Origin of the sequence: Bradyrhizobium sp. SPXBL-02 (assembly GCF_051853065.1) — a bacterium.
Taxonomy (GTDB): domain Bacteria; phylum Pseudomonadota; class Alphaproteobacteria; order Rhizobiales; family Xanthobacteraceae; genus Bradyrhizobium.
The window spans coordinates 1,184,065-1,206,750 of sequence record NZ_CP182474.1; the positions used below are offsets into that span (position 1 = coordinate 1,184,065).

General features: G+C 65.5%; 25 protein-coding genes. 17 read left to right on the top strand and 8 right to left on the bottom strand.

Annotated elements, in window-relative coordinates:
* Positions 1-27: 27 nt before the first annotated feature.
* Both ACNJYD_RS05545 and ACNJYD_RS05550 read right to left on the bottom strand, forming a co-directional pair.
* The gene (locus ACNJYD_RS05545; RefSeq protein ID WP_212254064.1) at positions 28-1,413 is read right to left on the bottom strand and encodes an MATE family efflux transporter; all 1,386 of its coding nucleotides are present in this window, start codon (positions 1,411-1,413) and stop codon (positions 28-30) included.
* A gap of 82 nt (positions 1,414-1,495) precedes the next feature.
* Positions 1,496-2,023 carry a GNAT family N-acetyltransferase gene (locus ACNJYD_RS05550; protein WP_212254065.1) on the bottom strand — a complete coding sequence of 176 codons (528 nt, stop codon included), beginning with the start codon at positions 2,021-2,023 and terminating at the stop codon, positions 1,496-1,498.
* 245 nt (positions 2,024-2,268) lie between these two features.
* On the opposite strand from ACNJYD_RS05550, the gene ACNJYD_RS05555 reads away from it, so the two are divergent.
* The 11 genes from ACNJYD_RS05555 to ACNJYD_RS05605 all read left to right on the top strand — a co-directional run bounded on the left by ACNJYD_RS05555 (position 2,269) and on the right by ACNJYD_RS05605 (position 10,431).
* Positions 2,269-2,865, top strand: a complete 597-nt coding sequence (locus ACNJYD_RS05555; protein ID WP_172785023.1) for a superoxide dismutase — start codon at positions 2,269-2,271, stop codon at positions 2,863-2,865.
* 257 nt (positions 2,866-3,122) lie between these two features.
* The gene (locus tag ACNJYD_RS05560) at positions 3,123-3,734 is read left to right on the top strand and encodes a permease (RefSeq protein ID WP_212254066.1); all 612 of its coding nucleotides are present in this window, start codon (positions 3,123-3,125) and stop codon (positions 3,732-3,734) included.
* Positions 3,731-4,231 (top strand): hypothetical protein, encoded by a 501-nt coding sequence (locus ACNJYD_RS05565; protein WP_172785021.1) that lies wholly within the window; start codon positions 3,731-3,733, stop codon positions 4,229-4,231. The genes ACNJYD_RS05560 and ACNJYD_RS05565 overlap by 4 nt, the downstream gene beginning before the upstream one ends.
* Before the next feature lie 56 nt (positions 4,232-4,287).
* Complete coding sequence (locus ACNJYD_RS05570) at positions 4,288-4,530, top strand: hypothetical protein (RefSeq protein WP_172785020.1); 243 nt, start codon at positions 4,288-4,290, stop codon at positions 4,528-4,530.
* A 2-nt stretch (positions 4,531-4,532) separates the two neighbouring features.
* Positions 4,533-5,288 (top strand): metal ABC transporter ATP-binding protein, encoded by a 756-nt coding sequence (locus ACNJYD_RS05575; protein ID WP_172785019.1) that lies wholly within the window; start codon positions 4,533-4,535, stop codon positions 5,286-5,288.
* A 6-nt stretch (positions 5,289-5,294) separates the two neighbouring features.
* Positions 5,295-6,164, top strand: a complete 870-nt coding sequence (locus ACNJYD_RS05580) for a metal ABC transporter permease (protein ID WP_212254067.1) — start codon at positions 5,295-5,297, stop codon at positions 6,162-6,164.
* Between the two features lie 2 nt (positions 6,165-6,166).
* The gene (locus ACNJYD_RS05585) at positions 6,167-7,030 is read left to right on the top strand and encodes a metal ABC transporter substrate-binding protein (protein ID WP_212254068.1); all 864 of its coding nucleotides are present in this window, start codon (positions 6,167-6,169) and stop codon (positions 7,028-7,030) included.
* Positions 7,031-7,086: 56 nt separating this feature from the next.
* Positions 7,087-8,130 carry a CobW family GTP-binding protein gene (locus tag ACNJYD_RS05590; protein ID WP_212254069.1) on the top strand — a complete coding sequence of 348 codons (1,044 nt, stop codon included), beginning with the start codon at positions 7,087-7,089 and terminating at the stop codon, positions 8,128-8,130.
* Positions 8,130-9,149: a WD40 repeat domain-containing protein gene (locus ACNJYD_RS05595; protein ID WP_212254070.1), complete on the top strand. Its 1,020-nt coding sequence runs from the start codon at positions 8,130-8,132 to the stop codon at positions 9,147-9,149. Before ACNJYD_RS05590 ends, ACNJYD_RS05595 begins: the two co-directional genes overlap by 1 nt.
* A 132-nt stretch (positions 9,150-9,281) precedes the next feature.
* Positions 9,282-9,998 (top strand): MgtC/SapB family protein, encoded by a 717-nt coding sequence (locus ACNJYD_RS05600; protein WP_172785015.1) that lies wholly within the window; start codon positions 9,282-9,284, stop codon positions 9,996-9,998.
* Between the two features lie 94 nt (positions 9,999-10,092).
* On the top strand, positions 10,093-10,431 hold the full coding sequence (locus ACNJYD_RS05605) for a hypothetical protein (RefSeq protein ID WP_439365620.1): 339 nt from the start codon (positions 10,093-10,095) through the stop codon (positions 10,429-10,431).
* Positions 10,432-10,609: 178 nt separating this feature from the next.
* Here ACNJYD_RS05605 and ACNJYD_RS05610 read toward each other — a convergent pair whose 3' ends face one another.
* From ACNJYD_RS05610 to ACNJYD_RS05630, 5 genes are all read right to left on the bottom strand, one after another.
* A complete protein-coding gene (locus ACNJYD_RS05610) occupies positions 10,610-12,052 on the bottom strand; it encodes a homospermidine synthase (RefSeq protein ID WP_212254072.1) in 1,443 nt (480 codons plus the stop codon).
* Between the two features lie 78 nt (positions 12,053-12,130).
* Entirely contained in the window at positions 12,131-12,520 is a 390-nt protein-coding gene (locus ACNJYD_RS05615; RefSeq protein WP_172785229.1) for a RidA family protein, read from the bottom strand.
* Between the two features lie 146 nt (positions 12,521-12,666).
* Positions 12,667-13,254, bottom strand: coding sequence for a GNAT family N-acetyltransferase (locus tag ACNJYD_RS05620; RefSeq protein WP_260381977.1), 588 nt, complete (start codon positions 13,252-13,254; stop codon positions 12,667-12,669).
* A gap of 134 nt (positions 13,255-13,388) precedes the next feature.
* Positions 13,389-14,531 (bottom strand): type III PLP-dependent enzyme, encoded by a 1,143-nt coding sequence (locus ACNJYD_RS05625; RefSeq protein WP_439365621.1) that lies wholly within the window; start codon positions 14,529-14,531, stop codon positions 13,389-13,391.
* 688 nt (positions 14,532-15,219) lie between these two features.
* The gene (locus ACNJYD_RS05630) at positions 15,220-15,474 is read right to left on the bottom strand and encodes a hypothetical protein (protein ID WP_172785010.1); all 255 of its coding nucleotides are present in this window, start codon (positions 15,472-15,474) and stop codon (positions 15,220-15,222) included.
* 136 nt (positions 15,475-15,610) lie between these two features.
* Here ACNJYD_RS05630 and ACNJYD_RS05635 point away from each other — a divergent pair, with 136 nt between their 5' ends.
* The 4 genes from ACNJYD_RS05635 to ACNJYD_RS05650 all read left to right on the top strand — a co-directional run bounded on the left by ACNJYD_RS05635 (position 15,611) and on the right by ACNJYD_RS05650 (position 20,087).
* Positions 15,611-17,692, top strand: coding sequence for a M3 family metallopeptidase (locus ACNJYD_RS05635; RefSeq protein WP_439365622.1), 2,082 nt, complete (start codon positions 15,611-15,613; stop codon positions 17,690-17,692).
* Positions 17,692-18,330: a DUF1007 family protein gene (locus ACNJYD_RS05640; RefSeq protein WP_439365623.1), complete on the top strand. Its 639-nt coding sequence runs from the start codon at positions 17,692-17,694 to the stop codon at positions 18,328-18,330. The genes ACNJYD_RS05635 and ACNJYD_RS05640 overlap by 1 nt, the downstream gene beginning before the upstream one ends.
* Positions 18,327-19,448 (top strand): nickel/cobalt transporter, encoded by a 1,122-nt coding sequence (locus ACNJYD_RS05645; RefSeq protein WP_439365624.1) that lies wholly within the window; start codon positions 18,327-18,329, stop codon positions 19,446-19,448. The genes ACNJYD_RS05640 and ACNJYD_RS05645 overlap by 4 nt, the downstream gene beginning before the upstream one ends.
* 201 nt (positions 19,449-19,649) lie before the next feature.
* Positions 19,650-20,087, top strand: a complete 438-nt coding sequence (locus ACNJYD_RS05650; protein ID WP_172785006.1) for an acyl-CoA thioesterase — start codon at positions 19,650-19,652, stop codon at positions 20,085-20,087.
* 7 nt (positions 20,088-20,094) lie between these two features.
* On the opposite strand, the gene ACNJYD_RS05655 is transcribed toward ACNJYD_RS05650, so the two are convergent.
* Complete coding sequence (locus tag ACNJYD_RS05655) at positions 20,095-20,493, bottom strand: MAPEG family protein (RefSeq protein WP_172785005.1); 399 nt, start codon at positions 20,491-20,493, stop codon at positions 20,095-20,097.
* Positions 20,494-20,573: 80 nt separating this feature from the next.
* On the opposite strand from ACNJYD_RS05655, the gene hemH reads away from it, so the two are divergent.
* Positions 20,574-21,611: a ferrochelatase gene (gene hemH / locus ACNJYD_RS05660; RefSeq protein ID WP_439365625.1), complete on the top strand. Its 1,038-nt coding sequence runs from the start codon at positions 20,574-20,576 to the stop codon at positions 21,609-21,611.
* 10 nt (positions 21,612-21,621) lie between these two features.
* Positions 21,622-22,599: an ABC transporter substrate-binding protein gene (locus ACNJYD_RS05665; RefSeq protein WP_439365626.1), complete on the top strand. Its 978-nt coding sequence runs from the start codon at positions 21,622-21,624 to the stop codon at positions 22,597-22,599.
* The last annotated feature ends 87 nt before the right edge of the window (positions 22,600-22,686 follow it).

The following is a 22,686-nucleotide window of genomic DNA, read 5'->3' on the forward strand; positions in this document are numbered from 1 at the left end:
TCAGTTGCCCGAACATTTTGCCTGCGATCATTTGCCCCAGCGCGCGAAAGCGACCGAGGCGGCGGTCGAGAGCCCGAACACGACCATGGCGCCGCCGACCAGCGCGAACAGGGTCCAGGCCGGAGCCTGCGCGGTCATCAGTCCGATGCCGCCGACCGCCACGATTAGAAGCCGTGCCGTGGAGGCGAGCACGGGCCCGCCGACGCGTGCGGCGCCTTGCGAGGAGAAGTAAAGCGACACGCCCATGCCGAAGAACACGAAGGCTGGACCGGCCCAGTGGAAATAGCTGTGCGCGGCGGCGGTGACGTCGGGATCGCGCGTGAACAGCCCGACCCACAGCGACGGAGCGAGCGCAACGGCGAGGCCGATCAGGCCCACCGTGAGTCCTGAGGCCGCAGCCGCGGTCCAGGCCACACGCCGCGCGCGCTTCACATGTCCGGCGCCGATCGCCATGCCGACCATCGGCACCGAGGCGATGCCGAAGGCGAAGGTGATCGGGATCAGCAGAAATTCCAGCCGCGAGCCGATGCCGTAGCCGGCCAGCATCTCGGTGCCGAAGGTCGCGAGGATCCTTGTGAAGATCAGGATGGTGAGCACGGTCTGCAGCGGCGACAGGCAGGCCACCGCGCCGACTTTGAGAATGTCCAGGAACATCGCGCGCTCGAAATGGAAGGCGCGGAGATCGAGCGGCAGCCGGCTGCGGCCGGACAGGAGATACCAGAGGAAGAACAGCGCGGCGCAGCTGAACGCGATCAGCTGGCCGCTGGCGACGCCCGGCATGCCGAGTTGCGGCACGCCGAACAGCCCGAGGCCCAGCGTGCCGCCGAGCACGATCTGGAGCACGCTCGTCCCGATCAACGTCATCGAAGGCAGGCGCATGTCGCCGGTGCCGCGGATCACCGAGGCCAGCGTGTTGACGAGCCAGATCGCGACCGCGCCGGAGAACAGCACCTGTGAATAGCCGCTGGCCTCCTCGAGGACGCGCTCGCGTCCGCCGAGCAGCGCGAAGAAGGAGCGACCGAAGGCGAGCATCATCACCGTGAAGAACAGCCCGCCGCAAAGGCCGATGATGGCGGCATGCAGCGCCAGCGTCGCGGCGCGGTCGCGATCCCCTGCGCCGAGCGCGCGGCTGATCGCAGAGGAGACGCCGCCGCCCATCGCGCCGGCGCTCATCATCTGCGTCAGCATCGCGAACGGAAACACCAGCGCGATCGCGGCGAGCGGGATGGTGCCGAGGCGGCCGATATAGGAGGTCTCGGCCACCGCAACCAGCGTGCTGCCGACCATCGCGATCATGTTGGGGATCGCGAGCCGCAGCAATGTCGGCAGGATCGGCGCGGTCAGGAGGCTTGCGATGGGGGAGGCGACCGGCGCAACCGGCGGGGCGGCATCTGCGGGGGCGTCGATCGTCATGTTCACCGGGCGGAATATTAAATGATGATCGACATATTATAAGAGAATGAGGCGGCCGGCGCAGCCCTGGCTCATGCAGGGCTCACCACGGCAGGCCGCATAGGTCGATCGTGCCCAGCGTCGGCGCGCGCACGATGTGGAAGACATAGGGCGCCATGTAGGTGAACCGGATCCGCCCTTCCGGCTGCTCGCAATAGATCTCGCCGTTGAAGGGCAGCCAGCTCCGGGCCTGGTAGAAGGCCGCGTTGTGCGGCTCGCAGACCAGCAGGGCGAAACGGACCGCCTCGTTGGCGCGGATCGTATGCACCGCTGCCTCGATAGCCGTGGTTGCATAGCCACGGCCGCGCCGGTCCTCGCGCGTGGAGACGCCGCCGATGCCGCCGACATGAACCTTCTGTCCGTTCCAGGTGATGGTGCGGAAGTAGATGCCGACGTGGCAGACGAGACCGTCCTCGGGCGTCTCGAGCAGCACGCGGAGATCGGCATTGGCCCATTTGACGTGAGCCCAGGGCTTGCCTGCGACCAACTGCGGTGCCCAGACCGCCTGAAGCAGCGGCTCCGCGATCGGCCACGAGGCGTCGCCGTTCAATATGTCGATTTCGATGCTCATGGCGTGGTCCTCCACAGCTCCGTTTCGTGGCGCGCTTGTTCTGTCTTAAGCGCTTCAAAGGCAATGATATTTTACCACGGCCCGCAGGCCTGATCGACGGTGGCCGATTGCGATCAATTTGTGCATTCGGGCACGGCGCACCCCGTCACGCCTTTTCGCAAATTCTGAGGTATTTAATGGCGGCGGAACCTTCTATAAGGGGTGACCGTTAGAACTCGTTCCCCACCAGTTGCGGACAAGAAGCCATGACCTTTACGCTGCCCCCACTTCCTTACGCCTATGACGCCCTCGGCCAGTACATGTCGAAGGAGACGCTGGAATATCACCACGACAAGCATCATCAGGCCTACGTCACCAACGGCAACAACGCGCTCAAGGGGACCGAATGGGAAGGCAAGTCCCTTGAAGAGATCGTCAAGGGCTCGTTCGGCAAGAACCCTGCGGTGTTCAACAACGCCGGCCAGCACTACAACCACATCCATTTCTGGAGCTGGATGAAGCCCAATGGCGGCGGCACCAAGCTGCCGGGCAAGATCGAGAAGAAGATCAACGAGGACCTCGGCGGCTTCGAGAAGTTCAAGACGGACTTCCAGGCGGCCGGCGTCGGCCAGTTCGGCTCCGGCTGGTGCTGGCTCCAGGTCAAGAACGGCAAGCTCGAGATCTCAAAGACCCCGAACGGCGAGAATCCGCTGGTGCACGGCGCCACCCCGATCCTCGGCTGCGACGTCTGGGAGCACTCCTACTACATCGACTATCGCAACCGCCGCCCTGATTATCTCAAGGCGTTCGTCGAGAACCTCGTGAACTGGGAATACGTGGAGTCCCTGTTCGAGAAGGCGTGACGATGTCATTCCGGGGCGCGCGAAAGCGCGAGCCCGGAATCCATTGTCCGTTCGGGTGACGCCCGATGGATTCCGGGCTCGGCGCTGACGCGCCGCCCCGGAATGACAGAAACAAAGGCGGTCGCAGGCGCGACCGCCTTTTTTGCTGTGCGGAATTGCCCTGCGCCGAGCGCGCACGGGTCTGTCATCGTACCGTTTGCATCGGGGGAACACGGCCCTTAATCAGGGCGGGCATCATCCTCGAGCGACCCAGCCCGTTGTCAGAACCTTCCCCGAACAATCCGGCGCCTGGCGGCGACGCGGAATCCGAGCCGCGGCCGGGCCGGGTCCGCAAGCCGATCGGCTGGTCGACCATCATCATAGCAGCTCTGGTGGCGGTGAGTGCGGCACTGGTCTGGCGGCGCGACGGCACCGACGGCGTTCTGGACATACTCACCCACGATCTCTCGCTGTTCTCGGGCATCCTGCCGCGCGTGCTCGCCGGCTGCCTGCTCGGCGCCTTCATCTCGGAAATCCTGCCGCACGAGAAAGTCTCGCGCTCGCTCGGGCCGAAATCCGGGCTGATGGGCCTGCTGATCGGCACCGCCTTCGGGGCAATTCTGCCCGGCGGTCCCTTCACCGCTTATCCGGTGGCGAGCGCGCTGCTCGCGGTCGGCGCCGATTTCGGCGCAACCATCGCCATGGTCGTGAGCTGGACCCTGATCGGCTATGGGCGGGCGGTCGCCTGGGAAATCCCGATCATGGGGACCGATTTCACGCTGTGGCGGATTTTGATCTCGCTGCCGCTGCCCGTGCTCGCCGGCGCCCTCGGCCGCTTCGTCTACGTCAGGCTCTATCCGAAGCCACTCGCGAAGGACGACGAGAGTTGAGCGCAGCGCTCCTGATCGACGTTCTGCTGTGGGGTTCGGTGCTCGGCGTCGGGCTGATCGCCTTTCGCCGCGGCGCGCCGGTGTTCAAGGCCTCCTTGCGCGAAGGCACGATGGACTTCGTCAACATCGTGCCGCGGATTGCGCTCGGCGTGATCGGCTCCGGCTACATCGCTGCGATCATTCCGCAGGAGGTGATCACCGGCTGGCTCGGCCCGGATAGCGGCTGGCTCGGGGTTGCCACCGCCGTGGTCGCCGGTGCGGCCACGCCCGGGGGGCCCGTGGTCGGCTTCTCCATCGGCACGGTCGCGCTGAAGTCGGGCGGTGGGATGCCGCAGGTGGTCGCCTATGTCGTCGCCTGGGCGCTGTTTGCCTTCCAGCGGGTGATCTTGTGGGAGATCCCGTTCATGCCCGCCCGTTTCGTCTGGTTCCGCTGCGCCGTCTCGGTGCCGTTCCCGTTCGTGGCAGCCGCCATCGCCATGGTGATCGGCAAGCCCTGAGCCGGGATGTCGGTCCAGCCGTGGACAGGCGTAATGTTATAATATAACGTCCGCAAATGGCTCCCGCCGCGTCCCACGCCCATCAGCACGACCATGCTCATGGCCACTCCCATGGTCATGGCGACGAGCATTCTCACGGGCACGATCACACCCACGCCCATGTCCACGATGCGGCTTCGCCGCACCCCGCCCAGGCCGCGCCCTGGTCGATCCTGCGCATGACCATGGCGGGCCGCCTCGCGGCCGCGCTCGCCGTCTGTGCCGTGCTGTGGGGCATCGTCTTGCTGGCAATGAGGTGAGGATGGCAGCGCTGCATTTCCACAATGTCACGCTCGGCTACGACCGGCACCCCGCCGTGCATCATCTCAGCGGCGAGGTCGCGCCGGGTGCGCTGGTTGCGGTGATCGGTCCGAACGGCGCCGGCAAGTCGACGCTGCTGCGCGGCATCGTCGGCATCCTGAGGCCGCTCGACGGCAGCATCCATCTCGGCGGGCTCGACAGCAGGGACATCGCCTATCTGCCGCAGAGTGCGGAGATCGACCGCAGCTTCCCGATCTCGGTGTTCGATTTCGTCGGCACCGGGCTGTGGCGTGGCACGGGCCTGTTCGGCGGCATCGGCAAGGCCGCGCGCGACAAGATACTCCGCGCAATCGGAGCCGTTGGCCTCAGCGGGTTCGAGAACCGCCCGATCGGCACGCTTTCCGGCGGCCAGATGCAGCGCGTGCTGTTCGCGCGGGTGCTGCTCCAGGATGCCAGCCTGATCGTGTTGGATGAGCCCTTCAACGCCATCGACAGCAAGACCACCACCGATCTGCTCGCGCTGGTGAAGCGCTGGCACGGCGAGGGCCGCACCGTGCTCGCCGCGCTGCACGACATGGAGATGGTGCGCAACCATTTCGCCGAAACACTGGTGCTGGCGCGCGGCCCGGTCGCGTGGGGACCGACGGCGGAGGTGCTGACGCCGGAAAACCTGCTGGTCGCGATGCGGATGTGCGAGGCCTTCGACGACAGCGCGGCGGCCTGCGCGGCCGATGATATAAGCTCGCGGGCGGCCTGATCTCCGATGCTCTATGACGCGCTGATCGGTCCGTTCACCGAATTCGAGTTCATGCGGCGGGCGCTCGCCGCGGTGATCGCACTGGCGCTGGCGGGCGCGCCGATCGGGGTGTTCCTGATGCTGCGCCGGATGAGCCTCGTCGGCGACGCCATGGCGCATGCGATCCTGCCGGGCGCGGCGGTCGGTTTCCTGCTCTCCGGCCTGAACTTGTTCGCGATGACCGCTGGCGGCCTGATCGCCGGCTTTGCCGTCGCGATCCTCGCCGGTGTGGTCGCACGCTCGACCGGCCTGAAGGAGGACGCCTCGCTCGCGACCTTCTATCTCGCTTCGCTTGCGCTCGGTGTCACCATCGTCTCGATCAAGGGCACCAATATCGACTTGCTGCACGTGCTGTTCGGCAACATCCTCGCGATGGACGACCAGACCCTGCTGGTGGTCGCCTTCAACGCCACGGTGACGCTGCTGGTGCTCGCAGTGATCTACCGCCCGCTGGTGATCGAGAGCGTCGATCCCCTGTTCCTGCGCACCGTGAGCCGGGCCGGCGGCCCGGCCCATCTCGCCTTCCTCGCGCTGGTCGTCATCAACCTGGTCAACGGCTTTCAGGCGCTGGGCACGCTGCTGGCGGTGGGGCTGATGATCCTGCCCGCGGGCATCGCAAGGTTCTGGTCGCGCGATCTCACCGCGATGATCTGCATCGCCGTGGTGGCCGCTGCGGTGTCGGGCTATGCCGGCCTCGTGCTCTCGTTCCAGACCCGCGTGCCTTCAGGCCCCGCGATCATTCTGGTGGCGACGGTGCTCTACATCGTCTCCGTCCTGTTCGGCCGCGTCGGCGGCATCGTCCGGCAGCTATTTCCCGGCCGGCATCTGGAAGCATGACAATGCGGCTCATCCTGCTTTGTGCACTGTTGCTGATCGCCTCGCCGCTTGAGGCCGCGGAGCGGCTCAACGTCGTTGCGAGCTTCTCGATCCTCGGCGATTTCGTTCGCAATGTCGGTGGTGACCGCATCAACCTGACGACGCTGGTCGGGCCTGACAGCGACGTCCACGTCTATACGCCGGCCCCTAGCGATGCGAAGCGGGTCGCGGCGGCGAAGCTTGTCATCGTCAACGGGCTCGGGCTGGAGGGCTGGCTGCCGCGCCTCGTGCAATCAGCGGGCAGCAAGGCGCAGGTAATCACCGCGAGCGCCGGCATTGCGCCGCTGAAATTAGGTTCGGCCGCTGATCCCCACGCCTGGCAGTCCATTCCCAACGCAAAGATCTACGTCACGGACATTGCCAATGCGCTGGCCGTAGCCGCTCCTGACGACGCGGAGTTCTTCCAAGACCGGGCCAAGGCCTATTTGGAAAAGCTCGAAACACTCGACCGCGAGGTCCGCGAGGCCGTTGGCAAGATCCCAACCGAGCGGCGCAAGGTGATCTCCACCCACGACGCCTTCGGCTATTTTTCCGCCGAGTACGGTATCCAGTTCATCGCGCCCCTGGGCGTCTCCACGGAAACCGAGCCGAGCGCGCGCGATATCGCCGCCATCATCGGCCAGATCAAGGCCCAGAAAATCCCGGCCGTGTTCCTTGAAAATATCACCGACGATCGCCTGATCCGGCGGATCGCGGCCGAGACCGGGGCCAGGGTCGGCGGGACCCTGATTTCGGACGGTTTGACCGGCGAAAAGGGGCCTGCACCCACTTACATTGACATGGTCAGGCACAATATAAAGGCCCTGACCAGCGCGCTTGACCACTAGGGCAGGGGCCACCCCGCCTCGCGTCGCGCGAAAAAGCCTTGAAGTCCGGAGTTGTTATGTCTGAAGCGACCTCCCAGAAGATTCCCGTGACCGTGCTGACCGGCTATCTCGGCGCCGGCAAGACCACGCTGCTGAACCGCATCCTGTCCGAAAACCACGGCAAGAAATACGCCGTCATCGTCAACGAGTTCGGCGAGATCGGCATCGACAACGATCTCATCATCGGCGCCGACGAGGAAGTGTTCGAGATGAACAACGGCTGCATCTGCTGCACCGTGCGCGGCGACCTCGTCCGCATCATGGACGGCCTGATGAAGCGCAAGGGCAAGTTCGACGCCATCATCGTCGAGACCACCGGTCTTGCCGATCCGGCGCCGGTCGCGCAGACCTTCTTCGTCGACGAGGACGTGCAGAAGAACGCGCGGCTCGATGCGGTCGTGACGGTCGCCGACGCCAAATGGCTGTCCGACCGGCTCAAGGACGCGCCCGAGGCGAAGAACCAGATCGCTTTTGCCGACGTCATCGTGCTGAACAAGACCGATCTCGTCAACAAGGGCGAGCTCGCCGAGGTCGAGGCGCGCATCCGCGGCATCAACCCCTATGCGAAGCTGCACCGCACCGAGCGCTGCTCGGTGGCGCTGGCCGACGTGCTCGATCGCGGTGCGTTCGATCTCGACCGCATCCTCGACATCGAGCCGGATTTCCTCGAGGCCGACGATCATGATCACGACCATGATCATCACCACCATCACGACCACGACCATCATCACCACGGTCACGGCCTCAAGCACTATCACGATGAGGACATGCAGTCGCTCTCGCTGAAGACCGACAAGCCGCTCGATCCAAACGTGTTCATGCCCTGGCTGCAGAACCTGGTGCAGGTCGAGGGCGGCAAGATCCTGCGCTCCAAGGGCATCCTCTCCTTCCACGACGACGACGACCGCTACGTCTTCCAGGGCGTCCACATGATGCTGGAGGGCAACCACCAGCGGAAGTGGAAGGATGGCGAGCCGCGCGAGAGCCGCCTCGTCTTCATCGGCCGCGAATTGCCCGAAGAGGCAATCCGCAAGGGCTTTGAGAGCTGCATCGTCTCGTGATGAAAGAGTTTACGCCCGCCTCCGATTCCGCTTCGATCGTTTCCGTCACCGACCGCGTCAAGCCTGTTGCGCTCGGTATGGCCGTGACCTCGGTGCATTTCCTGAGGGATCGCGCCGTCTTCGTCGGCGGCGAGGAGAACGTCGCATTCGTCGATGCCAATTGCGAGATCACCACGGTCGCCGTGCATGGCGGCGGCATTCTCTCGACCGCCTCCGACGGCAAGCGCATCGTGATGGGCGGCGACGACGGCAAGGTGGTCTCGCTCGACGCCAAGGGCGATGTGACGTTGCTCGCCACCGATCCCAAGCGGCGCTGGATCGACGCGGTGGCGCTGCAGGCCGACGGCGCCTTCGCCTGGTCCGCCGGCAAGACCGCGACCGTCAAGAGCGGCAAGGCCGAGGAGAAGTCGCTCGACGTGCCCTCGACCGTCGGCGGCCTTGCCTTCGCGCCGAAGGGCCTGCGGCTCGCGATCGCGCATTACAACGGCGCGACGCTGTGGTTTCCGAACATGGCGGGATCGGCCGAATTCCTGCCCTGGGCCGGCTCGCACCACGCGGTCACCTTCAGCCCCGACAACAAATTTCTTGTGACAGCGATGCACGAGCCGGCGCTGCACGGCTGGCGGCTTGCCGACAACAGGCACATGCGCATGACCGGCTATCCCGGCCGCGTCCGCTCGATGTCCTGGAGCGCGGGCGGTAAGGGGCTCGCGACCTCGGGCGCCGATACCGTCATCATCTGGCCGTTCGGCAGCAAGGACGGCCCGATGGGCAAGGAGCCCGCGATGCTCGCGCCGCTGCAGGCGCGCGTCTCCGTGGTCGCCTGTCATCCCAAGAACGACATCCTCGCCGCCGGCTATAGCGACGGCACCGTGCTGATGGTCCGCATGGAGGACGGCGCGGAGATCCTGGTCCGTCGCAACGGCACGCCTCCCGTCGCCGCGCTTGCCTGGAACGCCAAAGGCACGCTGCTGGCGTTTGCCGACGAAAATGGGGACGGCGGTCTGCTCGAGCTTTAAACTGTCATCCTTCAGGCCGTAGGGTGGGCAAAGGCGCTCTTGCGCCGTGCCCACCATCCTCTCCGCAAAGCAAAAGTGGTGGGCACGTCGCGCGAAGAGCGCGCCTTTGCCCACCCTACGGCAGCTCAATTCATGCGCTTTCTGACGACCTTCCAGCTTGCCGATTTCGCCGACACGCTGATCAGCCTGACCACGGCCTTCGTGCTGGGCACCTTGATCGGCGCCGAGCGGCAGTACCGCCAGCGCACCGCGGGGCTGCGCACCAACGTGCTGGTTGCGGTGGGAGCGGCCGCCTTCGTCGATCTCGCCATGCACCTGACCGGCGCCGACGGCGCGGTGCGGGTGATCTCCTACGTCGTCTCCGGCATCGGCTTCCTCGGCGCCGGTGTCATCATGAAGCAGGGCATGGACGTGCGCGGCCTCAATACGGCAGCGACGCTATGGGCCTCGGCCGCGGTCGGCTCCTGCGCCGGCGCCGACATGGTCGCGCAGGCGGCCGCGCTGACCGTGTTCGTCATCGCCGGCAACACCATGCTGCGCCCGCTGGTCAACGCCATCAACCGCATCCCGCTGAATGAGAAGGCGCTGGAGGCGACCTACTATTTCAAGCTCGCGGTGGCGGCCGACGCATTGCCCGACATGCGCGACCGCCTCGTCGACAAGCTCGAGGCGGCGAAATATGCGGTGGCCGATATCGAAGTCGCCGAGATCAGCGAGGACATTCTGGAGATCGCCGCCAGGCTGGTTGCGAGCGCGGTCGACCCGAACGAGCTGAACGCGGTCGCGACCGATCTGCAGCATCTCCCAGGCGTGCGGCATGCGACCTGGCAAGTCAGCACAACGGAGTAGCGCGGCGTTTTGGCGCGTGGGTTCCCCGCGTCTTCGGTTCCGGAACCGGCGCGCCCCAAACTCGTTGATCCCCAGGACAAAGGCGGTGATCGACATGCCCGGCCAAGATGACAAGCACAGACTGAAGCTCAATCTGACAATCGCCGGTGCGCTGTTCGCAGCAGGCGTTGTGGTATCGGTGATGTCGCTGGCGCAAATCCGCGCGGAAAGCCGGATGCAGCTGGCACAGGCGACGCCCCCGCTCCAGGGCACCCCGTCCGACGAACAGAGCAAGGTGCCCGCGGAGGCGAAGCCCGGCGGCGACCGGCCGACCACGCCGGCCCCCGAGCCCGCGCGGCCGGAGCCGCAGACGCAGGGCGCGGCAGGCGCGGCCAAACCAGCACTGCCGCCGGCCCCGGCCGAGAAGATCGCGCCGCCGATTGAGAAGAAGTAGCTTCCCTCTCAACACTCGGTGTCATTGCCCGCGAAGGCGGGCAATCCAGTATTCCAGAGGCCGCAGTGCTGGAGTCGAGAAGTCGCAGCGTACTGGATGCCCCGGTCAAGCCGGGGCATGACAGTGGAGTGTGGGGCGGCGTCACTCGGCAATGATTGACGGAACGCTTGGGCTTCTCTTACCGCACCAGAATATTCCGGAACTGCCACGGATCAGACGTGTCGATATCCTCCGGGAACAGTCCGGGACGATCCGTCAGCGGGGTCCAGTCGGTATAAAAACCCTTCACCGGGCCGAGATAGGGCAGCTGAATTTCGAGCAGGCGCTCGAAATCCATCTCGTCGGCTTCGACGATGCCCTCGTTCGGGTTCTCCAGCGCCCAGACCATGCCGCCGAGCACGGCGGAGGTCACCTGCAGGCCGGTGGCGTTCTGGTAGGGCGCGAGCTCGCGCGTCTCCTCGATGGAGAGCTGCGAGCCGAACCAATAGGCATTCTTGTCATGGCCGAACAGCAGCACGCCGAGCTCGTCGATGCCGTCGACGATCTCGTTCTCGTCGAGGATGTGGTGCTTCTCCTGCATCTTCCCGGCGCGGCCGAACATTTCATGCAGCGACAGCACGGCATCGTCAGCCGGATGATAGGCATAGTGGCAGGTCGGCCGGTAGATCGCCTTGCCCGAGGCATCGCGCACGGTAAAGTAATCGGCGATCGAGATCGACTCGTTGTGGGTGACCAGGAAGCCATACTGGGCGCCGCGGGTCGGGCACCAGGTGCGCACGCGCGTGTTGGCGCCGGGCTGCATCAGGTAGATGGCGGCGCCGCAGCCGGCTTCATGGGTGTGCGCATTCTCGGGCATCCATTTCTCATGGGTGCCCCAGCCGAGCTCGGATGGCTGCATGCCTTCCGACAGGAAGCCTTCCACCGACCAGGTGTTGACGAAGACGTCAGGCTCCTTCGGCTTCTTCGAGCGCTGGGTGTCGCGCTCGGCGATGTGGATGCCCTTGATGCCGGCCTGCCGCATCAAATCCGCCCATTCGCCCTTGGTCTTCGGCCTGGGGGCATTGAGCTTCAGATCGGCGGCGACATTGAGCAGCGCCTGCTTGACGAAGAAGGAGACCATGCCCGGATTGGCGCCGCAGCAGGAGACCGCCGTGGTCGAGCCCGCCGGGCGCGCCTTCTTGGCGGCCAGCGTCGTTTCGCGCAGCGCGTAGTTGGAGCGCGCTTCCGGGCCCTTCGAGGGATCGAAATAGAACCCGAGCCAGGGCTCGTTGACGGTGTCGATGTAGAGCGCGCCGAGCTCGTTGCAGAGCTCCATGATGTCGGTCGAGCCGGTATCGACCGAGAGATTGACGCAAAAGCCCTGGCCGCCGCCCTCGGTTAGCAGCGGGGTCAGAACCTCGCGGTAATTGTCCTTGGTCAGGCCCTTCTGGATGAAGCGGACATTGTGCTTCTCGCAAAGTGCCTTGCGGCCCTCGTCCTTGGGATCGAGCACGGTGATGCGCGACTTGTCGTAGTCGAGATGCCGCTCGATCAACGGCAGCGTGCCTTTGCCGATGGAGCCGAATCCGACCATGACGATGGGGCCGGTGATCTTCGCGTAGATCTGCGAGGGAGGGCTCATGGGATGGGTTCTCCGGAAAGTGCTGGCAGTGAGGGATGGATCAGGCGCTGCGGCGCTTGTCAGATGCTGCGGCGCTTTTTAGGTGCCGCGGCGCTTGGCGGTGACTTCGATCTCGACCTTCATCTCGGGCCTGGCGAGGGCGCTGACGACCAGCAACGTCGCCGCCGGCCTGATGTCGGCGAGGACCTCGCCGCAGACGGCGAAGTGGGCGTCGATGTAGCTGGCGTCGGTCACGTAGTAGGTCGCACGGACGATATCGGCCATCTCGAAGCCGCCCTCCGTCAGTGCGGCGGCGATGGTCTTGAAGCAGTTGCGTGACTGGCTCGTGACATCTGATGGCATCGTCATCGTGGTGTAGTCATAGCCGGTGGTTCCCGCGACGAAGGCGAACTCGCCGTCGATCACGGCACGGCTGTAGCCGACGGTCTTCTCGAGCGGGGAGCCGGTGGAGATCAGGCGACGGGACATGGTCATGGGCCTCGACTGAAGGGGTGTTTCGCGGGGTTTAAAGGGCGTTTCGGGGGCCTGCGCAACCCCAAAGGAAGGGCCTCGCGCAGGCGCGGCAGGGCGTTGCCGCTCGATGCGGCCTAGGTCGTCGCTACAGGAGCGATCCCTCAGGCCGCGTGCGCCTCAGGCGCGCGAACCGACCTCCGTTTGGGCAGGGCCGCGCCGGTCGGGACAATCATCCCGGCGGCGCCATCGAGCGCACCATCGGTGAACTCGATCGCCAGCAGGCGGTCGCGCTCGAACGGGCCCGGCAGCGAGAGTTCGGCCGTCTTGTCGGCCGAGAAGCCGAAGCGGGCGTAATAGGGGGCATCGCCGAGCAGGATCACGGCGTCATGCCCGCGCGCCCGGGCGGCGGCCAGCGCTTGATGCATCAGCGCGGCGCCGATCCCGAGCTCGCGGCAGGCAGGGTCGACCGCCAGCGGTCCGAGGACCAGAGCGGGCCTGCCTCCGGCGCTGACATGCCACAGCCGCACGGTTCCCACGAGCTTGCCCTCGCGCATCGCCGACAGGGCAAGGCCTGCAGCGGGCGCGCGTCCGTCGCGCAGGCGCTGGCAGGTGCGGCCGTGGCGGTTCTCGCCAAAGCAGGCATCGAGCAGCGTTTCGCGCGTCGCGACGTCGCTAGCACGTTCCGCGCGGATCACGAACGGAGCGGCTTTCGAGGTGAGGGCAACTTGCGGCTTCCGAGGAGCAGTCATGGCACGTCAGTCCCCGCTTGAACCGGCGTGCGCGCAGCACGCCTGTCCAAGACGTCGTCAGAAATCTAAATGGTGGATGAGGAGCCGGCGGACCGGCTCCCGGGTTCGTCAGGCCTCTAGAACCAAGAGGCGGATCAGATGTGATACGTCTTCAGCGGCGGGATGCCGTTGAACGCCACCGACGAGTAGGTCGACGTATAGGCCCCGGTGCCTTCGATCAGCACCTTGTCGCCGATCTCGAGCGTGACGGGAAGCGGATACGGGTTCTTCTCGTACAGCACGTCGGCGCTGTCGCAGGTCGGACCCGCGAGCACGCACGGCGTCATGTCCGCACCGTCATGACGGGTGCGGATGGCGTAGCGGATCGACTCGTCCATGGTCTCGGCGAGACCGCCGAACTTGCCGATGTCCAGGTACACCCAGCGCACCTCGTCCTCGTCGCTCTTCTTCGAGATGAGCACGACCTCGGATTCGATGATGCCGGCGTTGCCCACCATGCCGCGGCCCGGCTCGATGATGGTCTCCGGGATCTGGTTGCCGAAGTGCTTGCGCAGCGCGCGGAAGATCGAGCGGCCGTAGGTCACGACCGGCGGCACGTCCTTCAGGTACTTGGTCGGGAAGCCGCCGCCCATGTTGACCATGGACAGGTTGATGCCGCGCTCGGCGCAGTCGCGGAACACTTGCGAGGCCATCGCCAGCGCACGGTCCCACGCCTTCACCTTGCGCTGCTGCGAGCCGACATGGAAGGAGATGCCGCACGGCTCCAGGCCCAGGCGCTTGGCGAGGTCGAGCACCTCGACCGCCATTTCCGGGTCGCAGCCGAACTTGCGCGACAGCGGCCACTCGGCGCCGGCGCAGTCATAGAGGATGCGGCAGAACACCTTCGCACCGGGGGCGGCACGGGCGACCTTCTCGACCTCGGCGGCGCAATCGACCGCGAACAGCCGAATGCCGAGCGCGAAGGCGCGCGCGATGTCGCGCTCCTTCTTGATCGTGTTGCCGAAGGAGATGCGGTCGGGCGTCGCACCCGCGGTCAGCGCCATCTCGATCTCTGCGACCGTGGCGGTGTCGAAGCAGGAGCCCATGGACGCGAGCAGGGCCAGCACTTCCGGCGCCGGGTTCGCCTTGACGGCATAGAACACGCGGCTGTCGGGCAGCGCCTTGGCGAAGCTCTGGTAATTGTCGCGCACGACCTCGAGGTCGACGACGAGGCACGGCTCGGTGTCGAGGCCTTCGTTGCGGCGGTTGCGCAGGAATTCCTGGATACGTTCGGTCATGGCACTCTCCAACGGCCCCAGCGACGGGAGCCGTATCAACATGACGTCTGATGAGAGTGCTTCGGCCGCATCGCGCGATGGAGGCGCGTCGAGGCCAAAAAACTCAAACCAGACTGTGCTGCCGTGGATTGGTTGGGAGAGTTTCCCGCCCGCTCACCTGGCAATGAAGGACAAGCCTTTTCAGTAGCCCGCGCCGGCGTTGGAATGCCGGTAGAGACCAAAAAAGCCCGATCCGTCGTTGCTTTAAGTCGCGTCCCCCGTTGAGAGCGGGGTGCGCCGGTTCGCCTCCGGCTGCCAGTCACGGTTGCAAAGAGCGAAGTCACCTTCGACATGGCATCTCTTTGAGAGAGATGCTGGGCGCTCCGGGTTTGCTTCGTCTTCCGACTTTCTGGTCTTGCGACCTCGGTCTTCCGACTTCCGCACTTCCGAAGAGCCCCTCGGCTTCTTCACCCCTTGGCGGCTGTCCGGCCTCTTGTCCGGATACCTACCGACTGACACACGACCACAGGCACGTGCGAAATTGGGCAAGTCCGCACATAAGCGTTTTGACTCTGCTTCGCAAGAATTTTTTTAGGCTGCGGACAGAATTGCCTAACATCTGCTTGCGCGCTGTTGCGCGAGCGACGCGGGAGATGAACGCGCGTTAAGTTTTCGCTGCGCTGCGCGTGTTGCCGACGCGCGAGACGCGTCAGCCGCGCTTGGTGAAAGGCTCGATGCGCTGAGCGCCGCGGATGAAGGCGGTCATCACGAGCACGCCGAGTGCGAACAGCACGGCCTGCAGGATATGGGCGCCCTGGTCGCCGAGCCCGAACAGGATCGCGAGCGCCCAGCCGCCCGCAAAGGCCGCGCCGAACACCTCCGCGCCGATCAGGATGGCGGCGCTGATGACGGTGATGACGCTGGGCCAGACGATCCGGCGGGACGATGAGGAAGGCGCGTTCATGGTTTCAGAGGGTCCTGGCTTCGAGGGCCGCAATCTCCCCGAAAAGGCGGCCGGGAGCAAGGGCAAACGGCCCAAAAAAGCCCCACGCGTGCTATAGCTGGCCGCAGCAATAGAGCCACGAAATCCGGGACTTGTGATGTCAGAACCCCGCCAAATTACGGACCCCGAGACCAATCCGCTGCTGAAGGCCTGGGTGACGCCGTTCGCGACCCCGCCTTTCGACGAGATCAAGCCGGAGCACTTCCTGCCGGCCTTCGAGCAGGCCTTCGCCGACCATTCCGCCGAGATTGCGGCGATCACCAACGATCCCGCGGCGCCCGACTTCGCCAACACCATCACGGCGCTGGAGCGCTCGGGCAAGCTCTTGAGCAAGGTCGCGGCGGTCTTCTACGACCTCGTCTCGGCGCATTCCAACCCGGCCATCCTGGAGATCGACAAGGAGGTCTCCTTGCGGATGGCGCGGCACTGGAATCCGATCATGATGAACGCCGTGCTGTTCGGCCGCATCGCCCATCTGCACGAGAACCGCGCGGGTCTCGGTCTCACGCCCGAGCAGCTCCGCCTCTTGGAGCGCACCTACACCCGCTTCCACCGCGCCGGCGCCGGCCTCTCCGAGGAGGCCAAGACCCGGATGGCCGAGATCAACGAGCGGCTGGCCCAGCTCGGCACCGGCTTCAGCCATCATCTGCTCGGCGACGAGCAGGACTGGTTCATGGAGCTCGGGGAGGCCGATCGCCAGGGCCTGCCGGAGAGCTTTGTCGCCGCCGCCAAGGCTGCGGCGGAAGAGCGCGGCATGGCGGGCAAGGCCATCGTCACGCTGTCGCGCTCCTCGGTCGAGACGTTCCTGAAGAGCTCCGCCCGGCGTGACCTCCGCGAGAAGGTCTACAAGGCCTTCATCGCGCGCGGCGACAACGGCAACGCCAACGACAACAACGCGACCATTGTCGAGATCCTGAAGCTGCGCGAGGAGAGCGCCAGGCTCCTGGGCTATGCGACCTACGCCGCCTACCGGCTCGAGGATTCCATGGCCAAGACGCCGGACGCGGTGCGCAACCTGTTGGAGCGGGTCTGGAAGCCGGCCCGGGCCCGCGCGCTTGCCGACCGCGACGAGATGCAGGCGCTGATCACGGAAGAGGGCGGCAATTTCAGGCTCGCCCCCTGGGACTGGCGCTTCTACGCCGAGAAGCTCCGTCTGCAGCGCGCCAATTTCGACGATTCCGCGATCAAGCCGTATCTCGGCCTCGACAACATGATCGCCGCCGCCTTCGACTGTGCCACGCGCCTGTTCGGCGTCACCTTCGAGGAGCGCAAGGACATTCCGGTCTGGCACCCGGACGTCCGGGTCTGGGAGATGAAGGGGCCGGACGGCAAGCACAAGGCGCTGTTCTATGGAGACTACTTCGCCCGGCCATCGAAGCGCTCCGGCGCCTGGATGACCTCGCTGCGCGACCAGCAGAAGCTCGACGGCGGCGTCGCGCCGCTGGTTCTCAACATCTGCAATTTCGCCAAGGGCGCGGGCGGCGAGCCGTCGCTGCTGTCGCCCGACGATGCCCGCACCCTGTTCCACGAGTTCGGCCACGGCCTACACGGCATGCTCTCCAACGTGACCTATCCCTCGCTGTCGGGCACCTCGGTGTTCACCGATTTCGTCGAGCTGCCCTCGCAGCTCTACGAGCACTGGCAGGAGCGGCCCGAGGTGCTGCAGAAGTTCGCCCGCCACTACCAGACCGGCGAGCCGCTGCCGGACGACCTGCTGCAACGCTTCCTCGCCGCGCGGAAATTCAACCAGGGCTTTGCCACGGTCGAGTTCGTCTCGTCGGCGCTGGTGGATCTGGAATTCCACACCCAGCCGGCAGCCGCCGCGGAGGATGTCCGCGCCTTCGAAAGACGCGAGCTGGAGAAGATCGGCATGCCCGAGGAGATCGCGCTGCGTCACCGTCCGACGCAGTTCGGCCACATCTTCACCGGCGACCACTACGCTGCCGGCTATTACAGCTACATGTGGTCGGAGGTGATGGACGCCGACGCCTTCGGCGCGTTCGAGGAGGCCGGGGACATCTTCGATCCTGCCGTGGCCAAGCGTCTGCACGACGACATCTATTCGTCGGGCGGGTCGGTCGATCCGGAAGCCGCCTATGAGGCGTTCCGCGGCCGTCCGCCGGAGCCGGATGCGCTGCTCCGCCGCCGCGGTCTGCTCGACGACGCCAGGGCGGCCTGATGAGCATGCGGGCCCTGTTCGGAATGCTGTTCGCCGCCGCGATGACGCTCGCGGCGGGGGCAGCAAATGCGCATCCACATGTCTGGATCACCGCGACCAGCGAATTGCTCTATGCCGCTGACGGCAGCATCACCGGCGTGCGCCACGCCTGGACCTTCGACGACATGTTCTCGGCCTATGCCGTGCAGGGGCTCGAGAGCAAGACCAAGGGCGCCTACACGCGCGAGGAGCTCAAGCCGCTGGCGCAGACCAATGTCGAGTCGCTGAAGGAATACGCCTACTTCACCTTTGCGCGAGCCGACGGCAAGAAGGAGCGATTCCAGGAGCCGGTCGACTATTTCCTCGACTACAAGGACACGGTGCTGACCCTGCACTTCACCTTGCCGCTGAAGAACCCGGTCAAGCCCAAGCAGCTGGTGCTCGAAGTGTTCGACCGCTCCTTCTTCATCGACTTCCAGATGGCCAAGGACCGTCCGGTCAAGCTGGTCGGTGCGCCCGCGGGCTGCCAGATGAAGCTGGAACGGCCGAACGACGGCACCGCGAGCGCCCAGAAGCTGAACGAGCAGACCTTCCTGGACGGCGAGAACTCGAATTTCGGCATGATGTTCGCCAACAAGATCACGGTGGATTGCCCTTGAAGCCGCAACTCTCTCCGCTCGCGCGCGGTCTGCTCGCCTGTGCTGCTGTGCTGATGGTGGTCGGCGTGACTGACGCCGCGCTTCATGATCTCCTTGCGCAAAACCCGTTCGGCGCACCGCGGCCGGCGCAGGCGGCCGAGCCTGAAGCAAGCGGCCTCATCGGCTGGCTCCTGGCCAACCAGTCGGAATTCTATCGCCAGATGTCGGCAACCATCCGCGCCGCCAAGTCCGACGGCTCGGCGGTGTGGACGCTGCTCTTCATCTCGTTCGCCTATGGCATCTTCCACGCTGCCGGTCCCGGCCACGGCAAGGCGGTGATCGCCTCCTATCTGGTCGCCAACCGCGAGACGGCGCGGCGCGGCATCGCGCTGTCGTTTGCCTCGGCCCTGATGCAGTCGCTGGTCGCGATCCTCATCGTCGGCATTTCGGCCTGGGTGCTGAATGCGACGGCCAAGACCATGTGCAAGGCCGAAGGCGTGATCGAGATCGCGAGCTACGCCCTGATCGCGCTGTTCGGCCTGCGCCTGGTCTGGGTCAAGGGCCGCACCTTCATCCGCGCACTTCAGGCCGCCCAACCGGTGCCGGTGATGGCGGGCGTGCCGCACGACCATGGTCACGGCCATCACCATCATCACGATGCGCATGACCATCATGAGCATGATCATCATCACGACGGTCATGCCCATGCCCATCCCCATGCCCATCACGGGCACGATCACGTCCATGACGAGCAGTGCGGGCATTCCCACGGCCCCACCCCGAGCGAACTCGCCGGCCCCGGCGGCTGGCGGCGCGGTCTCGCGGCGATCCTGACCGTCGGCATCCGCCCCTGCTCGGGCGCGATCCTGGTCCTGGTGTTCGCGCTCGCCCAGGGCCTGTTCTGGGCCGGCATCGCCGCCACCTTTCTGATGGGATTGGGGACCGCGATCACGGTCGCTGCCATCGCGGTTATCGCCGTCTCCGCCAAGGACATCGCCGCCCGTCTCAGCGCCGGCCGCGACGGCGGTGGCGCGCTGTTCATGCGCGGCATCGAGTTCGGCGCCGCGGGCCTGGTCCTTCTGTTCGGCGTCGGCCTCCTGTTCGGCTACATCGCCGCCGAACGGACCACGTGTTTTTGAGGGTGCATCTGCACTTCTCGGCGCTAATTGGGCAAAGACGGTCGAGCGCCAGCTCCGTCATTGCGAGCGCAGCGAAGCAATCCAGAATGTCTCCGCGGCGGCGGTCTGGATTGCTTCGTCGCATCAGCGCAAAATTGCTACGCAATTTTGTCGCGAGCTCCTCGCCATGACGAGCCTGAGATATCTTGGTCGGGAGACTCCATGTCGCGCGAACAATTCTGGTTCTTCCATCCGTTCCGGGTGCGCTATTCCGAGATCGACGGCCAGGGCGTCGTCTTCAACGCGCATTATTTGACCTATTTCGATACCACCATCACCGAATATTTCCGTGCGCTGGGCTTTGACCAATATGCGGATGCGCAGACGAGCGGCATCGATTTCCACGTCGTCAAATCGCTGATCGAGTACAAGGCGCCGGTGCGGTTCGACTGGGAGCTCGACGTCGGCTCGCGCGTGGCGCGGATCGGCAATTCGAGCCTCGTCTTCGAGCTCGCCATCTTCCGGAAGGGTGGCGCCGACGCGCTGGTGACCGGCGAGATCGTGTGGGTCTACACGGACCAGAAGACCCATCGTCCGGTCACGATCCCCGCATCGATGCGGGCGCTGATCGCGACGCGCGAGCGGCACCTCTCGACGTGAAGCCGCCTCACACTGGCAGAAACCGCTTCAACGCCGGCATGAAGAAGATCCCGAGATTGATCGCAAAGCCGATGCTCCAGAGGATCGAGCGCAGCGTCGGGCGATTGCCGAGATAGGTCAGCACATAGGCGATCCGGACGATCAGGAACAGCGCCGCGAGCTCGTCGATCAGCCGCTGCGGCGATTCCCTGTATTCGGCGAGCAGCACCGCGAACGCGAAGAACGGAAACGTCTCGATGCCGTTCTGGTGCGCGCCGAGCGCGCGTTGCGACAGGGCGTCCTCGTAGAAGGCGGGATCGCGCGGCCGGGAATTGTCGAAGCGGCGAAACCTGATCCATTTGACCGAGGCGATCGTAGACAGATAGAGCAGCAGCGCCCCGAAGACACACCATTCCGCGAGCGTCATCGTCCCTCCCCCTTGGGTGCGACCCTAGCGAACCCTGGCTCATCTTGACAAGTTCGGACCAACGCGCGACCCAACCAGCCATGAACAGCGTCGTCCCCCTCGAGACTGCGAAACCGGCCACCCGATCCGCCCTGCCGAGGGTCGGCGTGCTCCTGATCAATCTCGGAACGCCTGATACGGCCGATGCCCCCGGCGTGCGGGTCTACCTCAAGGAGTTCCTCAGCGACGCCCGCGTCATCGAGGACCAGGGCCTGATCTGGAAGCTGGTGCTGAACGGGATCATCCTGCGCAGCCGTCCCCGTACCAAGGCGCTCGATTACCAGAAGATCTGGAACAATGATCGGAACGAGTCGCCGCTGAAAACCATCACGCGGTCGCAACGCGACAAGCTCGCAGCCGCCTTGTCCGACCGCGACAACGTCGTTGTCGATTGGGCGATGCGCTACGGCAATCCGTCGATCAAGTCGGGCATCGACGCGCTGATCGCGAAAGGCTGCGAGCGCATCCTGGCCGTCCCCCTCTATCCGCAATATTCGGCCTCGACCTCGGCGACGGTCTGCGACGAAGTGTTCCGGGTGCTCGCGCAGCTGCGCAACCAGCCGACGCTGCGGATCACGCCACCCTATTACGTGGACGAAGCCTATATCGAGGCGCTCGCCGTCTCGATCGAGGGGCATCTGGCGACGCTGTCGTTCAAGCCGGAGCTGATCGTGGCGTCATTCCACGGCATGCCGAAAGCCTATGTCGACAAGGGCGATCCCTATCAGCAGCACTGCATCGCGACGACCGAGGCGCTGCGCCGCCGGCTCGGCATGGACGCAACAAAACTGCTGCTGACCTTCCAGTCCCGCTTCGGCAACGACGAGTGGCTGCAGCCCTATACCGACAAGACCATGGAGCGGCTCGCCAAGGACGGCGTGCGCCGCATCGCGGTGGTGACGCCGGGCTTTTCCGCCGATTGCTTGGAGACGCTGGAGGAGATCGCGCAGGAGAACGCCGAGATCTTCAAGCACAATGGCGGCGAGCAGTTTTCCGCGATCCCCTGCCTCAACGACAGCGGACCGGGCATGGACGTGATCCGCACCCTGGTGCTGCGCGAGCTTCAGGGCTGGATCTGATGGGTGTCCCATGAACCGCCGCCGGTGCCTGGCGCTTCTTGGAATGCTCACAGCGCTGCCGGGCCCGACCCTGGCGCAGCAGCCGAACGCGATACGGCGGCTCGGCGTGCTCTCGGTCACGGCCGCCGATGATGCGATCGGCCGGACGCGCAGCATGATCCTGGTCGAAGCGCTCGCCGGCCAGGGCTGGAAGGAGCGCGACAATCTCAAGGTTGATTGGCGCAGCGGCGGCGGCAATCGTGACCGCATCGCGCAGCTCGCCGACGAGCTGATCGCGCTCAAGCCCGACATCCTGCTTGCGGTCGGCACACCCTCGGTCGAAGAGCTGCGCCGGCGCACCACGACGATCCCGATCGTGTTCGCCGTCGTCACCGATCCCGTCAGCCAGGGCTTTGTCGAAAACCTCGCGCATCCCGGCGGCAACCTCACCGGCTTTACCGACTACGACGGTCCGCTCGCCGGCAAATGGCTGGAGATGCTGACGCAGGTCACGCCAAAGGTGTCCCGCGTTGCGATCGTCTACAATCCCGCCACCGCGCCGTTCGCGCCCCTGATGCTGCGCACCATCGAGGACGCCGGCCGCGCGCTCCATATGACGATCGAGCCCGCGCCGGTACATGACACGGCCTCGATCGCGGCGCTGGCCTCGCGCAAGGCCGATGGGCTGCTGGTCCTGCCGGATTTCTTCACCATGGCCAACCGCGCGCAGCTTCTGGCCGCCGTTGCACAGGCGCGCGTGCCCGCGGTGTTCTGGAGCCGCACCTTCGTCGACGAAGGTGGGCTGATGTCCTACAGCACCGACAGCGCCGAGCAGCTCCGCCGCGCTGCGGGCTACATCGATCGGATCCTGAAGGGCGCACGGCCGGCCGATCTGCCGGTGCAAAATCCCACCAAGTTCGAGCTTGCGGTCAACCTGAAGACGGCCAAGGCGCTTGGCGTCACGCTTGCCCCGGGCCTGCTCGCAATCGCGAACGACGTCATCGAATAGAGCCCGTCGTGACGGCGCAGGTCCTAACGTTCGCCGCTAGGTCTGCGCCCGCGCTCTTTCAAGAACCTGTCGCAAATACATATCGTG